Consider the following 13,019-nt stretch of genomic DNA (forward strand, 5'->3'; position numbering starts at 1 on the left):
GGCGCTCCCTGGATCAGAGAAAAGTCGTTGCGGCACAACAACTTTCGCTGATTCGCGCCCCGGTGCGCTTCAACACTGTGAGAAATGCGAGCTAACGCGCAGCCATGGGGTGATACGCGGGACTCTGCGGCCTCGAGGATCGTCCGATCGTCGGGTATAATGCTGGTTTGGCCGGCTTCTCCCATCTTGCGGACCAGCGTGGTCTTGCCGGCCCGGCGCGGTCCCACAATCATGACCACAGGGATAAACTGGCGGTCCTCGCCGACGAATACAAGGTCGACAATCTACCGATCACATTCGGCGATAGCTTCCCCGCAAGCGGTGTCGATGCCCACAACGATCCGCGCCGCTTCGTGGAACAGCTGCGGGTCTTGAAGTTGTCGGCTGAGCGAATCCGGTTCGCCATCATCGACTATTACCGCGCGTTCGAGCAGCGCTCCAGTTGGGCTCGCGCTAACCTCCTGGTCTCGGACGAGATCGAGAAGTACGAGGACAAGCTGGTGGATGAGTGGGCCCGGTACCGGGAGCTCGTCTGCGAAAACATTACCGACGAAAGCGCGGAGGAGGCATGTATCCAGGTTGGCAGAGAACTCTACAAGTGGGCAGAGCAGTCGACCGGCCAGCTGAGAATCCGCGAACGTGTTGCCGAGCCGTACGTCGTTCGAGGCCCATTCCACATTCTCGCCAACGACAGCCCACGTCCTAGGGTTCATTGGCATCCTCACTTCCTGCAACGTTTGGCCAAGATCCTTGAGACTGCAGCATGAAGCAGTGGATCGATCGTCCGATAGAGATACGAAACCTCTTCAACCCAGCCTTCCGTGGCCTTGTTCTCTTCCGAGCGTTAGCGGGTTCCACGCCGAGGACGATAAGGGAATGCCATTTTCGCTCTCCCTCCTGGTTTTACCGCTGTGCCTGCAGCAAAGCTCAAGGGAGACTTTGCAACGCGCAAACCGAAGTTACTTCCTGAAGGTGGTAGCGGACCATCCAGAGTTGCTGGTGGGGTTTCGGGAAGCGCTGTACGGATGTGCTGCCATTTACCCTCGAAGGGCTTGGGCTGCTGATGCACTGCGATGCGGTAATGGTGAGTCCGGATGGGCGACTGGTTCCGAATTCCGCTGGAGTGCGCAAAACCATCAATGGCAGCGATGAATCAAAGGCCTGCCCGCGCGTGGCAGCGTTCATGGGGAAGGAGTTCGCGCGCATTGCAGAAAGAGGCACCATCTACACGACGTTGGGCGTTCGACCGTGAAGATCAAATCAATTCACGTTTACAGCAATGATGGTCGACGCCGCGACCTGATTTTCTACGATGGGTTGAATGTCATTACCGGTCGATCCTCGACGGGAAAATCAGCATTGTCCGATATCATCGAATACTGCATGGGTCGTTCAACCTTCAACGTTCCGGAGGGAGTCATCCGCGACCGCGTGTTTTGGTTTGCGGTGATCTACCGCTTCGATGGCGAAGAAGTGCTTGTGGCGAAGCCGGCGCCTGCTCCGGGCGCTCTGAGCCTGAGCATGGCCATGGTACGACGCGGAGCAAAGGTCGAGGCGCCGGATTTCTCGGAGCTAGCCGTGAACGACAGCGATGATGGCGTCGTTGCGCTGCTCACACAATTGCTTGGAATTCCGGAGAATACGACCGACGTTCCGATCGAGAGCAGTCGAGTGAGCTTCGATGCGAATGTGAAGCACGCCTTCTATTACCTATTCCAGAAGCAAGGGATCGTCACGAACAAAGACCAGTTGTTCTATCGCCAGAACGAGCCGCAACAGACTCAGGCGATCAGGGATACATTGCCTATCCTTCTAGGCATATCCGGGAAGGACAAGTTCACGCTCGAATCTCAACTCCGCTACGCGCAACGTGAACTTCGTCTCAATGCGAAGCTGCTCCAACATGCGCGAGAGGGGATCGACAACTCCGAAGAACGGGCCATCGGCCTTCTTTCAGGGGCCCCGCGCAGTAGAAATTCCCCTTGGTGACAGCGACGTGCTGCCAACCGTTCTTCTTCGTCGGGCACTGGATTGGAAACCAGCATCTGTGCCGGAAGACGACGGATCGCGGGTATCGAGCATCGAGAACGAATTGCTCGATCTCAGGGAACGGCGTCGCGAAATTCAACGCCGTATCGATGGTGCTGAACAATTCAACAAGCGCGCGGCAGGTTTTCAGCACGAGGTCAACGAGCAGCGTGAACGTCTGAGCTCAATAAAGGCGCTGCCCCTCGATAAAGCCACGGGTGAATGGCAGTGGCCTTTCGCGCAGGCTAACATTGGGATGGACGGATCGATTGCGAAAGCTCTCCTGGCCGAGTTGGAATCCCTTGATAATGAGTTGACGGCGGTTACAGGCGAGCGGCCGGCGTTGGCCGCATAATTGACCGATCAGCAGAAGGCATTGGCTGACATTGGAGACCAAATCCGGGGCAAGGAAGTCGAGCTTTCCTCGGCCATTGCCACGAGCGAAATGGCAACGCAATTGGCCAACAGAAACAACGCGGCATCACGAGTCGTGGGACGCATCAGTCTGTTCCTGGAGAACCTGGTGCCCAATACCGAGCTTTTGAGACTTCGGGCGGAAGAGCGGCGACTCAAAGCGCGGGTTGCGGACCTGGAAGGCTGAGTGCTGATGATTCCGAGACACGCCTCACTTCTACACTCAGCAACATCGCGCTGCACATGTCGGGCTATATTCGCGCCCTGGGCGGCGAGTTCGGCGAGTATCCTGCTCGTCTCGATCTCCACAATCTGACGGTTGTCATCGACCGACCGGGTCGCCCAGTTTACATGAATCGAACCGGAGGTGGTGAAAACCATTTAGCGTACCATCTCGCTGCGTTGCTGGCGCTTCATCGGTTTGCTGCGACATACGGCCATCCCATTCCCCGGTTCATGCTGATCGACCAGCCAACCCAAGTCTACTTTCCTTCTGAGACTTCCTATGCAGCCGCCGGTGGATCTATTGAGCAAACGGAAAGCCAAAAGGATGCGGATCTTGAGGCAGTTCGGCGGCTGTTCGAGACGCTGGACCGTTTTACCACGCAGGATGCTCCGAGCTTTCAACTCATTGTCACAGAACACGCCAATCTAAGAGAAGATTGGTTTCAGGTCGCCTTGGTGGAAGATCCATGGACAAAACCACCGGCTCTGGTGCCCGACAATTGGCCAGACATTCCCCTTATCTGATGCCAAGGCAAGCGATGTGTCATATCGCAGATTACGACGCCCTTTGAGTAATGGCTCGAGATTGACGCTTATCTGGGTGGCAGCTCCACCTTTTCCAGCAATCGCTCGGCCGCAACCGAGAGATCTCCGCGTGCGCCCATGACGACGCTCTCGCTGTTGCCGTGCGACCGCAGCCACCCGATCTCCTTTGATATCTGCCTGTGCGCATACGTCGTCGCCTCATCCAGATGCTCGACAAGCCGCCTGCCGCGATAGCTGGTGATATCTGTATACGGCAATCGTTCGCGGAACAGCCGGAGCGGCGTCATTACCTTCTCGGCCAGCTTCAGCAGATCATTGGGATATGTTTCGTCGTCTTCCCACCCCGCGCGATCGGCCAAATCGCGTAGTTGTGGAGCGTATTTGAGCGCATCTTGGACAGCGTCTGTAATGAATTCGATCGCTCTCGTCTCGCCAGCGGACACTGCGGTAGCCTTGGGGGGCTTGCCGGTGGTGATGAGCTTGATTGCCCTGAGGATGCGGTCAGTGTCGGTCAGCGGCACAGCATGAATCTGGCCGAAGGGCTTGGGCAGGTGTTCGGGCAGGATGTCGGAGTGATGCGCGTTAACAAGCTTGCCCTGCCGTATGGCGTGATCAGCTTCAGAAAGTACCCAATCGGAATTCGCGGATGTGGCCGACCAAATGATCACCGCGGCGGAGCAATTGTTGAGCTGCGCGTCAATTTCCGCCCGGAACCGCTGGATCGGCAGCAACTCCGTGTCCCACCAGACGGTGAGGCCGGCGCCTACCAAAATCTTCGCCAAATCTTCGGTCAGTTTGCGTTCCGCCTTGGAGTAGCTGATGAAGACGTCTGCCATTGCCTAAACCGCTGATCTCGAATCAAAAATGTGCTGCAGATAGTACCGTGTTTCGAGGTGCACGCCGCTAGGCAAAAGGGTCTTGGCGGAAGCCGGTTTCAGGCCGCACATCAATCGTCGCGACACCGCGAATAACGCGGATTCCTTTCGCCGCCGGAGATATCTGTTTCTGAACAGTTCTGCCGCCGGCTGATCGGGGCCTGCGGCATCGCCATCTGGGCGTAACGGGACTGCCGGGTGGAAGACTCGGAAGGTGAGTTCGAGAATCTCCCCGACGTTGTTGACTGTTGGCTCAATTCCGAAACGCGCAGCGCATCCCCAAGTCTCTGCGGCTCGCCACGGAAGGGGCTAGAGAAATCTACGCTTGTTCACGCGATCGCCCTCCAACGCCCCAATGGAATCAAGCTGTTAGCCTCTTGTTGCGATATCGTCAAACCAGAGTTTTCCGGCATCGTCTATCACGCCAATTATCTGCGCTTCATGGAGCGCGGGCGCACAAATCATCTGCGGCTGATGGGCGCTGAGCAGCAGGCGCTGTTCGAGCAGCCTGCGATGGAAGACGCCGGCTTCGCTTTCGTGGTGCGCTCGATGCATCTGGATTTCCTGAGGCCCGCGCGGATGGACGACGTGCTCGACGTCGTGACCTGGCCGATCGCGGTAAAGGGCGCCTCCATCATGCTGGCGCAGGAGGTGCGGCGCGGCGGCGACGTGCTGGTCAAGGCCGAGGTGCGGGTCGCCTTCATCAGCGGCGGACGCGCCCAGCCGATCCCGAAATCGATCCGCACGCTGATGAAGGCCGATGTGATTTCGTGATCGCCCGATAGCAGATGGCCTATCGACACCGCCGCGCAGAGAAGGATCGCCGGGCTCTCCCCTTGTGGGCCCCTTGTGGGAGAGGGTGGCTCGGCGCGTAGCGACGAGACGGGTGAGGGGTCTTTCTCCGCGCGAAAATTTCTTCCAATGGATTCGCGGAGACAACCCCTCATCCGGCGCTTCGCGCCACCTTCTCCCACAAGGGGAGAAGGGAGGTCGCGGGTTGGTGGACCGCGCGACTTAAGCGGCCGCACGCCCCGCCAGAAACCTTGTGATCGCCCCGCCGAGCTTCGCGCCGTCCAGCGGCTGCGACAGTGACGCCTTCGCCGTGGCAACCACTTCATCCGGTGCCTTGCCGTCGCGCAGTTCGCAGCAGACCTCGGCAAACTCCACATCAAATTCCGGATGCGGTTGTACGGTCAGCGTCGCGCCGTTGACGTAGAGCAGGCCGGCATGCGGCGTGAAGTCGGATGAAAGGATAGTGAGCGCATCCTTCGGCGCTTCGATCAGCTGGTCCTGATGCGAGGCGGCGATGGCAAGCTGCTCGCCGTCGACGACGCCGTTGTCCGGCAGTACGCGGTAGACGTGCCGCCCGATGCCCCAGCCCTTCTCCGATTGGCGCACCGTGCCGCCGAGCGCCTGCGCGATCAGCTGATGGCCGAAGCAGACGCCGACCATCGGTGTCTTGTTCGCATAAGCTTTGCCTACGAACTCTTCCAATGGCTCGATCCAGTCGAGCCCGTCATAGACGCCGACGGCCGCGCCGGTGATCAGGATCGCCTCGAGGCCGCACGGATCGGGGAGTGCGTCGCCATTCGGGATGCTGACGATGTCGAGCGTGGCAGCCGGGTCCTCGGCACGGACCATGCGTTCGAACATGTCCGGAAACGAGCCGTGGCGCTCGCGATATGTGCTGGGGACTCGTCCCGTCTCGATGATGGTGATGCGTGCCATATACGCTCAGGTAAGGGGTTGCGCGTGTCGTCGCAAGCTCAGTCGGCTCCCGTCCCGTGTTCGTGTGGCACCGCGTGCTCCAGCAGCGCGCTCTCCTTCCGCACCTCGGCGAGAAAAGCCTTTGCCAGGCGCGACAGCGGCTCGGCTTCGGACCATAGCATGTAGGCGACCGCGTGCGTCGTCGGCGTGAACGGCCGCACGACCAGGCCATGGCCGCCATTTTGCCGCGGCGAGAATGGATCGACGACCGCGGCGCCGACAGCGGCTCCGGCGAGCACGCAGGCCGTGTTGCAGTAACGTACCTCCACGGTCGGCTGGAACGGCGCGCCGGCGCGAGCAAAACTGTCGCGCACGGCTTCGCCCAGCCGCGTGCCGCGCTCCAGCCCGATGAAGGGCAGGCCGGACAGGTCCGCCGCCGAGATGACCGGTTTGTCGGCAAGCGGATGCTGCGGCGGCAGCACGCAGACCATCTCGCCGGTGTGCACCACCTCATGCGCGATGCCGGGATGATGCGTCAGCCCGAGCGCGAAGCCGAGCTCGGCGACATGGCTCAGCACGCCCTCGATGATGCCCTCGTAGCGGCGGACGTCAAAGAACACGCGCGTCTCCGGCCGCCGGCGCAGGAAGCCAGATAGCGCGGACGGAATGATGCTGTAGGCGAGCGGCGGCGTCGCCACGATCGCAAGATGCCCCGATCGATTCTCGCGCAGATCGCGCACCCGGTTCTCGAGTTTTGCATGCAGCGCGAAGATCGCCTCGCTTTCCTTGTAGAGCGCCATCGCTTCGGCGGTCGGAAACAGCCGGTTGTTGACGCGCTCGAACAGCGCAAAGCCTGCCTGCGCCTCCATCGTCTTCAACGCGTTGCTGACTGCGGGCTGCGACAGCGCCAGCTCGTCCGCCGCCGCAACCGTGGTGCGGTGGCGGATGACGGCACGCAGGATCTCGAGCTGGCGCAGGTTCATATCACTGCCGATTATACTCAGGGCCGAAAGATCATAGCACGATGAATTGCTTTTGCAGCCCCGCTGCCACTTAATGGCAGCGGATTTGCACGCTGGATCAAAGGGTTCATCCGCCCATTGAGGCAGCATTGCGCACAGATTGGAGGCAATCTTGGTTCGTGTCCTTCGCGCCGCCGCTGCCCAGATGGGGCCGACGCAAAAAGCAGATTCGCGCGAGCACACGCTTGGGCGGATGCTTGCGCTGCTGGAGGAAGCGGCTGGCCGCGGCGCAAGCCTCGTGGTGTTTCCGGAGCTTGCCTTCACCACTTTCTTTCCGCGCTGGCTGCTGGAGGGCGAGGCGCTCGACCAGTATTTCGAGCGCAGCATTCCGAACCCGGCTATCGCAAAGCTGTTCGATCGCGCGCGTGCGCTGCGTGTCGGCTTCTATGTCGGATATGCGGAGCTGACGCCGGACCGCCGTCGCTACAACTGCGCCATCCTGGTCGACCGCGACGGCGAAATTCTCGGCCGCTATCGCAAGGTGCATCTGCCGGGCTCGGTCGAGCCGCGGCCGGGTGCGCGCTACCAGCAGCTCGAGAAGCGCTATTTCGACTATGGCGACCTCGGCTTTCCCGCCTTCCGCGCCGGCTCGGCCTGGGCTCATGCGATCATGGGTATGATGATCTGCAACGACCGCCGCTGGCCGGAATCCTGGCGCGTGCTCGGCCTGCAAGGCGTCGAGCTGGTGTGCATCGGCTACAATTCGGCGGCCTATGATCCTCATGGCGGCTCCACGGAAGACGCCGCCTTGCGCACCTTCCACTCGACGCTGGTGACGCAGGCCAACGCCTACATGAACGCGACCTGGGCGATCTCGGTGGCGAAGGCGGGCGAGGAGGACGGCTCCGGGCTGATCGGCGGCTCCTGCATCGTCGATCCCAATGGTCGCATCGTCGCGCAGGCCAAGACCTTGGCCGACGAGCTGATCGTCGCCGACGTCGATCTCGATCTCTGCCGCCAGGGCAAGGACAAGATGTTCAATTTCGCGGCCCATCGGCGGCCGGAGCAATACAGGGTGATCACCGAACGCGCCGGCGTCGTCGCGCCGGCTGTGCTCGACGCGGACTGACCAAATGGCACGGCGCTGGCAACGCAACAGATCGGCAAAGGAGCTGACATGACACGCGTCTCGCTTTTTCTCGGACTCACAGCCTTGACTGCTGTCGCCTCCGCGCAAGCGGCCGAGCTTCCGGCGGAGATCAAGCAGGCGGGCACCTTGCGGCTCACGGTCAATTCCACCTACGCGCCGATGGAATATCGTGATCCCGCGACCGGCGAGCTGGTCGGACTCGATATCGATCTCGCCGGCGAGCTGGCCAAGCGGCTGGGCGGCCTCAAGATTATCTGGAGCGAGACGCCGTTCGCCGAGCTGATCCCCTCGCTGCAGACCAAGCGCGCCGATTTCATCATCTCCGGCATCTCCGATCGCGCTTCGCGACGCGAGACCGCCGATTTCGTCGATTATCTCGCGACCGGGCCGCAGTTCTTCGTGATGGCGGAGAACGAGGCGAAGGCCGCGAGCGATCTCTGCGGCAAGAAGGTCGGCACCACGCGCAGCACCAGCTTTCCGGTCGATATCGAGAAATGGAGCAAGCAGAATTGCGAGGCGAGCGGCAAGCCGGCGATCCAGTACGTCCCGGGTGAGAATTCTATCGACGTTCGCAACCAGCTCAAGCAGGGCCGGATCGATGCCGCCGTGCAGGGCAGCGAGACGCTGCCATATGCGCAAACGCAGGAGCCCGGCAAATACCGCGTGGTCGGCGAGCCCTTCGCCAAGGGCTATCAGGGCATCATGTTCCGCAAGGATGATGCAGCTTTGCGTGAGGTGGTGACCGAAAAGCTCGCTGCCATGATCGCCGATGGCTCCTACAAGGCGGTTCTCGACAAATGGGGCCTGGGCGCGAACGCTGTCGCCCAGCCCATGCTGAACGCGGCGCCGCAATGAAGCCGGCGCCGGTACTCGCGGAGGGTTTTCCCGACCTGTCGGGGATGCGGATCGCGCGCGAGCCGCACTGGTTTCGCTGGCTGAGCGCAGCCTTGATCGTGCTCGTGCTGGCGGCGATCGGCCGCGCATTTGCGGGCGGCCAGATCGAATGGTCCTATGTCAGCCGCTTCCTGACCGCAAAAGTCATCCTCGAAGGCATCGTCAACACCATGGTGATGTCGGTGCTGGCGATGGCGCTCGGCATCTTTCTTGGCGTGGTTATCGCGATCATGCGGCTGTCGCCGAATCCGGTGCTGAAGACGGTTGCCGCCGGCTACACCTGGCTGTTTCGCGGCACGCCGCTGATCCTGCAACTGCTGCTGTGGTTCAACCTCGCACTGGTGTTTCCGACCATCGGCATTCCCGGCCTGTGGAGCGCCCGCGCCGTCGATGTCATGACGCCGTTCCTCGCCGCGCTGCTCGGGCTCGGCATCAACCAGGGCGCCTATACCTCGGAGGTGATGCGCGCCGGCATGCTCTCGGTCGACATCGGGCAATACGAGGCGGCACAGGCGATCGGCATGGGCCGGCTGCGCGCGCTGCGCCGGATCATCCTGCCGCAGGCGATGCGCGTGGTGATCCCGCCGCTCGGCAACGAGTTCATCGGCATGGTGAAGGCGACGTCGCTCGCGAGCGTGATCCAGTATCCGGAAGTGCTGCACAACGCCGAAAACATCTACTACGCCAACTCCCGCGTGATCGAGCTCCTGATCGTCGCCGGGCTTTGGTATTTGCTCGTCGTCTCGATCCTGACGCCGCTCCAGATGCTGCTCGAACGCCGCTTCGCGCGCGGCACATTGCAGTTCGCCCGATGACAAAACCCCTCGTCGCGATCCGCTCCGTTGCCAAGAATTTTGGCGAGTTTCAGGCTCTCAAGAGCGTTTCGCTCGACGTCTGGCCCGGCGAGGTGATGTGTCTGATCGGGGCATCGGGTTCGGGCAAGACCACGCTGCTTCGCTGCATCAACCAGCTCGCCGCGATCGACAGTGGCGGCATCTGGCTCGACGGCGAGCTATTGGGCGTGCGCGAGCAGGGCGTGCGGCTTCATCGGCTCAGCGAGCGCGAGATCGGGCGGCAGCGGCTCAAGACCGGCATGGTGTTCCAGCGCTTCAACCTGTTTCCGCACAAGACAGCGCTGGAGAATATCACCGAAGGTCCGCTTCAGGTTCATGGCCGCAAGTTCGACGAGGTGCGCGCCGAGGCGCTTGAGCTGCTACGGCGCGTCGGGCTATCGGCCAAGGCCGATGCCTATCCCGCGCAGCTCTCCGGCGGGCAGCAGCAGCGCGTGGCGATTGCGCGAGCGCTCGCCATGAAACCGATGCTGATGCTGTTCGACGAGCCGACCAGCGCGCTCGATCCGGAGCTTGTCGGCGAGGTGCTATCGGTGATGAAGGAACTGGCGCGCAGCGGCATGACCATGATGGTGGTGACGCACGAGCTCGGTTTCGCGCGCGAGGTCGCCGATCGCGTCGTCTATATGGACCAGGGCGCGATCGTCGAGCAGGGCCGCGCCTCGGACGTCTTGGGCGCGCCGCGCGAGGAGCGCACCAGGGCATTTCTATCGGCAGTGATCTGAACAGTAACCTGAATTAGGGGCGTTGTTGATGAAGAGACTTTTCGTTGGAGCGGCGCTGGTTGGTGCCATGACCGTTTCCGCCATGGCCATCGAGCTGCCAGCGGAGATCAGCAAGCGCGGCAGCATCAAGATCGCGCTGGTGCCGAACTACCCGCCGATGGAATTCCGCGATCCCGCAACCAGCACGCTGTCCGGCTTCGATGTCGATCTCGGTGAGGCGATCGGCCGCAAGCTCGGCGTCAAGATCGAATGGCAGGAGACCAGCTTCGACCAGTTCATGCCTTCGATCTCGACCGGCCGCGTCGACGCGATCCTGTCTGGATTCACCGACTACGCCAGCCGCCACGAGACGGCGAGCTTCGTCGACTATCTGCGGAGCGGGCCGGCCTTCTTCGTGCAGCAGTCGCGTGCGGCCGAGTTCAAGGAGATGGCCGCGCTCTGCGGCAAGAAGGTTGGTGCCAGCCGCCGCACCATGTTCCCGGCCACGATTACGGCCTGGAGCGAGAAGAGCTGCGGCAACACGCCGATCCAGGTCGTCGGCACCGACGGCTCGGCCGATGCCCGCACCCAGCTCAAGCAGGGCCGTATCGATGCCGCCGTGCAGGGCAACGAGACGCTGCCCTACATCATGGATCTCGAACCCGGCGCCTATGCGCCGGTCGGCACTGCGATCGCGCAGCAATTCACCGGCATTGCCCTGCCGGTCAAGGAAAAGGCGCTGCAGCAGGCCATGCTCGAGGCAGTCGATGCGCTGATCGCCGACGGCACCTATCGGACACTGCTGGCGAAATGGAAACTGAGCGATAACGCTATAGAAAAGGCGACCATCAATGCTGGACAGTAAGGCACTGCAGAGCATCCCGATCGTTCCGGCCAATACCGCGGATCCCGCGCCGGACTATCCCTGGCCGAAGTCCTATACCTCGGCAATGTTCCTGTCGTTCGACGTGGATGCGGAAAGCGCCTGGACCAGCAAGGACGCCATCCACGCGCAGCGGCTCATCACCATGAGCTATGGCGGCTACGAGGCGCGCGTCGGTACGCCAAAACTTCTCGAGCTGCTCGATCAGCTCGATCTCAAGGCCACCTTCTTCGTCACGGGATGGTCGGTCGACGCACATCCGGCGATGGCCGAAGCCATCCTCAAGGCCGGTCACGAGATCGGTCACCACGGTTATCATCACCTGTTGCCCGATCCCGGCGATCCCTGGATCGAGGAGGAGCTGGAGCGCGGCTTCGAGGCGCTGAAGCGCCGGCTCGGTGTCAGGCCGACCGGCTACCGTGCGCCCTATGGCGAGTTCACCGAAGAGCTGCGCGCCGCGCTGGTGCGCCACGGCATGGTTTACACCTCCTCGTTCCGCGACGACGTGCGGCCGTATCGGCATCGCCTCGCCGATGGCAAGCCGGGCACAATCGAGCTGCCGGTGACCGCCAGCTACGACGACTGGATGCACGGCCTCTCCGCCCGCTTCAGCCCTCGCCCGATCTTCCCCAAGGAGCACGTGCTCTCGATCTGGAAGGACGAGCTCGACGAAACCAGGGACTGGGGCGCGATGGTGACGACCGTGCTGCATCCGCAATGCAGCGGCCGCCCGATGCGGCTGCGCCTATTGCGCGAATTCCTGATCTACGCGAAATCGTGCCCCGACGTCTGGATCACGACCGGGGAGAAGATCGCCGAAAACTTCCTGCGCCACGAGGCTGGTAATCGCTGAGCAGTGCCATGACCCGTCGCCGCATCCTCGTCATCAATCCCAACTCCTCTGCGTCGGTGACGGCGGCGATCGATGACGCGGTCGCGCCGCTGCGCATCGCGGGCGGGCCGGAGATTGCGGTGGTCGGCCTTGCCGAGGGACCGCCCGGCATCAGCTCGCAGCGCGATGCCGACAGCGTTGTCATGCCGCTGGTGAACCGCGTGTCGGACGACGATGCGGATGCCTTCGTGCTGGCCTGTTTCAGCGATCCCGGCCTGCATGCGGTGCGGGAGGCGGCCGGCGGACGCCCTGTGATGGGCATCGCCGAGTGCGGCATTTTTCGCGCCTTGATGCTCGGCGAACGCTTTGGAATCATCGCGTTGTCGCCTTCAAGCATCCGCCGCCAGCAGCGCATGGCGCGGCTCATGGGCGTCGACAGCCGCTATGCCGGAAGCTCGTCGGTCGGCGCAAGTGCGGCGGAAACGGCGGGCGCTGACATTCGCGGGCGGCTGATCGAGGCCGGCCGCGCGCTGGTCACCCAATGCCGCGCCGATGTCGTGGTGATGGGTTGCGCCGGCATGGCGTCGCATCGGTCTGCCATCGCGGAGGACATCGGCGTGCCCGTGGTCGAGCCGGCGCAGCAGGCGGTGGCGGCTGCGATCGGCGCGGTCCTCCTCAACACGTGACACGCGAATGATGCAGTTCGATTTTTGGCAATACTCTGGCCGCGCACTCGCTGTACCTCTCCCGCTTGCGGGAGAGGTCGCTCCGAAGGCGCGGGTGAGGGTTCTGTCCTCTAGGGGATTGTCCCATTGTGGAGACACCCTCTCCCCACCCCTCCCCCGCAAGCGCAGGGCTGTCCCGGGAATGATTCACTATGCCGCAGCGCATGCCCGGCAAATCCAGCGTGAACCGGATACTTTCTGGTTGTCGAGACACAGAAAAGGG

Annotated in this window: 18 protein-coding genes; 15 read left to right on the forward strand and 3 right to left on the reverse strand. The window is 62.2% G+C overall.

What is annotated here, in order from left to right; all coding sequences use genetic code 11:
- Nucleotides 1–353 precede the first annotated feature (353 nt).
- The 7 genes from IVA82_RS16545 to IVA82_RS16570 all read left to right on the forward strand — a co-directional run bounded on the left by IVA82_RS16545 (nt 354) and on the right by IVA82_RS16570 (nt 3,192).
- Complete coding sequence (locus IVA82_RS16545) at nt 354–767, forward strand: ABC-three component system protein (RefSeq protein WP_346658770.1); 414 nt, start codon at nt 354–356, stop codon at nt 765–767.
- Between the two features lie 109 nt (nt 768–876).
- The gene (locus IVA82_RS16550; RefSeq protein ID WP_253075575.1) at nt 877–1,152 is read left to right on the forward strand and encodes a three component ABC system middle component; all 276 of its coding nucleotides are present in this window, start codon (nt 877–879) and stop codon (nt 1,150–1,152) included.
- Nucleotides 1,061–1,252 (forward strand): three component ABC system middle component, encoded by a 192-nt coding sequence (locus IVA82_RS48270; RefSeq protein ID WP_346659673.1) that lies wholly within the window; start codon nt 1,061–1,063, stop codon nt 1,250–1,252. Before IVA82_RS16550 ends, IVA82_RS48270 begins: the two co-directional genes overlap by 92 nt.
- Nucleotides 1,249–1,989 carry a hypothetical protein gene (locus IVA82_RS16555; protein WP_247387354.1) on the forward strand — a complete coding sequence of 247 codons (741 nt, stop codon included), beginning with the start codon at nt 1,249–1,251 and terminating at the stop codon, nt 1,987–1,989. Before IVA82_RS48270 ends, IVA82_RS16555 begins: the two co-directional genes overlap by 4 nt.
- 7 nt (nt 1,990–1,996) lie before the next feature.
- Nucleotides 1,997–2,383, forward strand: a complete 387-nt coding sequence (locus IVA82_RS16560) for a hypothetical protein (protein ID WP_247387355.1) — start codon at nt 1,997–1,999, stop codon at nt 2,381–2,383.
- Complete coding sequence (locus IVA82_RS16565) at nt 2,384–2,629, forward strand: hypothetical protein (RefSeq protein WP_247387356.1); 246 nt, start codon at nt 2,384–2,386, stop codon at nt 2,627–2,629. It abuts the gene before it with no gap.
- 56 nt (nt 2,630–2,685) lie between these two features.
- Nucleotides 2,686–3,192: a DUF3732 domain-containing protein gene (locus IVA82_RS16570; protein WP_247387357.1), complete on the forward strand. Its 507-nt coding sequence runs from the start codon at nt 2,686–2,688 to the stop codon at nt 3,190–3,192.
- Nucleotides 3,193–3,260: 68 nt separating this feature from the next.
- Here the strand turns inward: IVA82_RS16570 and IVA82_RS16575 are convergent, their stop codons facing one another.
- Nucleotides 3,261–4,049 carry a toll/interleukin-1 receptor domain-containing protein gene (locus IVA82_RS16575; protein WP_247387358.1) on the reverse strand — a complete coding sequence of 263 codons (789 nt, stop codon included), beginning with the start codon at nt 4,047–4,049 and terminating at the stop codon, nt 3,261–3,263.
- Between the two features lie 399 nt (nt 4,050–4,448).
- On the opposite strand from IVA82_RS16575, the gene IVA82_RS16580 reads away from it, so the two are divergent.
- A complete protein-coding gene (locus IVA82_RS16580; protein WP_247387367.1) occupies nt 4,449–4,862 on the forward strand; it encodes a YbgC/FadM family acyl-CoA thioesterase in 414 nt (137 codons plus the stop codon).
- A gap of 240 nt (nt 4,863–5,102) precedes the next feature.
- Here the strand turns inward: IVA82_RS16580 and IVA82_RS16585 are convergent, their stop codons facing one another.
- The gene (locus tag IVA82_RS16585) at nt 5,103–5,816 is read right to left on the reverse strand and encodes a gamma-glutamyl-gamma-aminobutyrate hydrolase family protein (RefSeq protein ID WP_247387359.1); all 714 of its coding nucleotides are present in this window, start codon (nt 5,814–5,816) and stop codon (nt 5,103–5,105) included.
- Nucleotides 5,817–5,854: 38 nt separating this feature from the next.
- Nucleotides 5,855–6,778 (reverse strand): LysR family transcriptional regulator, encoded by a 924-nt coding sequence (locus IVA82_RS16590; protein WP_247387360.1) that lies wholly within the window; start codon nt 6,776–6,778, stop codon nt 5,855–5,857.
- A 151-nt stretch (nt 6,779–6,929) separates the two neighbouring features.
- Between IVA82_RS16590 and IVA82_RS16595 the strand changes: the two genes are divergently transcribed.
- From IVA82_RS16595 to IVA82_RS16625, 7 genes are read left to right on the forward strand one after another with little or no spacing between them, the layout of a single operon-like run.
- The gene (locus tag IVA82_RS16595) at nt 6,930–7,886 is read left to right on the forward strand and encodes an N-carbamoyl-D-amino-acid hydrolase (protein WP_256469661.1); all 957 of its coding nucleotides are present in this window, start codon (nt 6,930–6,932) and stop codon (nt 7,884–7,886) included.
- Between the two features lie 48 nt (nt 7,887–7,934).
- A complete protein-coding gene (locus tag IVA82_RS16600; protein ID WP_247387361.1) occupies nt 7,935–8,762 on the forward strand; it encodes an ABC transporter substrate-binding protein in 828 nt (275 codons plus the stop codon).
- Complete coding sequence (locus tag IVA82_RS16605) at nt 8,759–9,616, forward strand: amino acid ABC transporter permease (RefSeq protein WP_247387362.1); 858 nt, start codon at nt 8,759–8,761, stop codon at nt 9,614–9,616. The genes IVA82_RS16600 and IVA82_RS16605 overlap by 4 nt, the downstream gene beginning before the upstream one ends.
- Nucleotides 9,613–10,377 (forward strand): amino acid ABC transporter ATP-binding protein, encoded by a 765-nt coding sequence (locus IVA82_RS16610; RefSeq protein ID WP_247387363.1) that lies wholly within the window; start codon nt 9,613–9,615, stop codon nt 10,375–10,377. The genes IVA82_RS16605 and IVA82_RS16610 overlap by 4 nt, the downstream gene beginning before the upstream one ends.
- Nucleotides 10,378–10,405: 28 nt before the next feature.
- Entirely contained in the window at nt 10,406–11,221 is an 816-nt protein-coding gene (locus IVA82_RS16615) for an ABC transporter substrate-binding protein (RefSeq protein ID WP_247387364.1), read from the forward strand.
- A complete protein-coding gene (locus IVA82_RS16620; protein ID WP_247387365.1) occupies nt 11,208–12,092 on the forward strand; it encodes a polysaccharide deacetylase in 885 nt (294 codons plus the stop codon). The genes IVA82_RS16615 and IVA82_RS16620 overlap by 14 nt, the downstream gene beginning before the upstream one ends.
- Before the next feature lie 8 nt (nt 12,093–12,100).
- Nucleotides 12,101–12,757, forward strand: a complete 657-nt coding sequence (locus tag IVA82_RS16625) for an aspartate/glutamate racemase family protein (protein ID WP_247387366.1) — start codon at nt 12,101–12,103, stop codon at nt 12,755–12,757.
- The last annotated feature ends 262 nt before the right edge of the window (nt 12,758–13,019 follow it).

Origin of the sequence: Bradyrhizobium sp. 142, assembly GCF_023074015.1 — a bacterium.
In the GTDB taxonomy this organism is placed as follows: domain Bacteria; phylum Pseudomonadota; class Alphaproteobacteria; order Rhizobiales; family Xanthobacteraceae; genus Bradyrhizobium.

Excerpts from the sequence above, each read along its gene's own strand:
- IVA82_RS16585 (WP_247387359.1), bottom strand. The coding sequence starts at position 5,816 with ATGGCACGCATCACCATCATCGAGACGGGACGAGTCCCCAGCACATAT.
- IVA82_RS16605 (WP_247387362.1), top strand. The coding sequence starts at position 8,759 with ATGAAGCCGGCGCCGGTACTCGCGGAGGGTTTTCCCGACCTGTCGGGG.
- IVA82_RS16570 (WP_247387357.1), top strand. The coding sequence starts at position 2,686 with ATGTCGGGCTATATTCGCGCCCTGGGCGGCGAGTTCGGCGAGTATCCT.
- IVA82_RS16625 (WP_247387366.1), top strand. The coding sequence starts at position 12,101 with ATGACCCGTCGCCGCATCCTCGTCATCAATCCCAACTCCTCTGCGTCG.
- IVA82_RS16590 (WP_247387360.1), bottom strand. The coding sequence starts at position 6,778 with ATGAACCTGCGCCAGCTCGAGATCCTGCGTGCCGTCATCCGCCACCGC.
- IVA82_RS16615 (WP_247387364.1), top strand. The coding sequence starts at position 10,406 with ATGAAGAGACTTTTCGTTGGAGCGGCGCTGGTTGGTGCCATGACCGTT.
- IVA82_RS16600 (WP_247387361.1), top strand. The coding sequence starts at position 7,935 with ATGACACGCGTCTCGCTTTTTCTCGGACTCACAGCCTTGACTGCTGTC.
- IVA82_RS16620 (WP_247387365.1), top strand. The coding sequence starts at position 11,208 with ATGCTGGACAGTAAGGCACTGCAGAGCATCCCGATCGTTCCGGCCAAT.
- IVA82_RS16610 (WP_247387363.1), top strand. The coding sequence starts at position 9,613 with ATGACAAAACCCCTCGTCGCGATCCGCTCCGTTGCCAAGAATTTTGGC.
- IVA82_RS16575 (WP_247387358.1), bottom strand. The coding sequence starts at position 4,049 with ATGGCAGACGTCTTCATCAGCTACTCCAAGGCGGAACGCAAACTGACC.
- IVA82_RS16550 (WP_253075575.1), top strand. The coding sequence starts at position 877 with ATGCCATTTTCGCTCTCCCTCCTGGTTTTACCGCTGTGCCTGCAGCAA.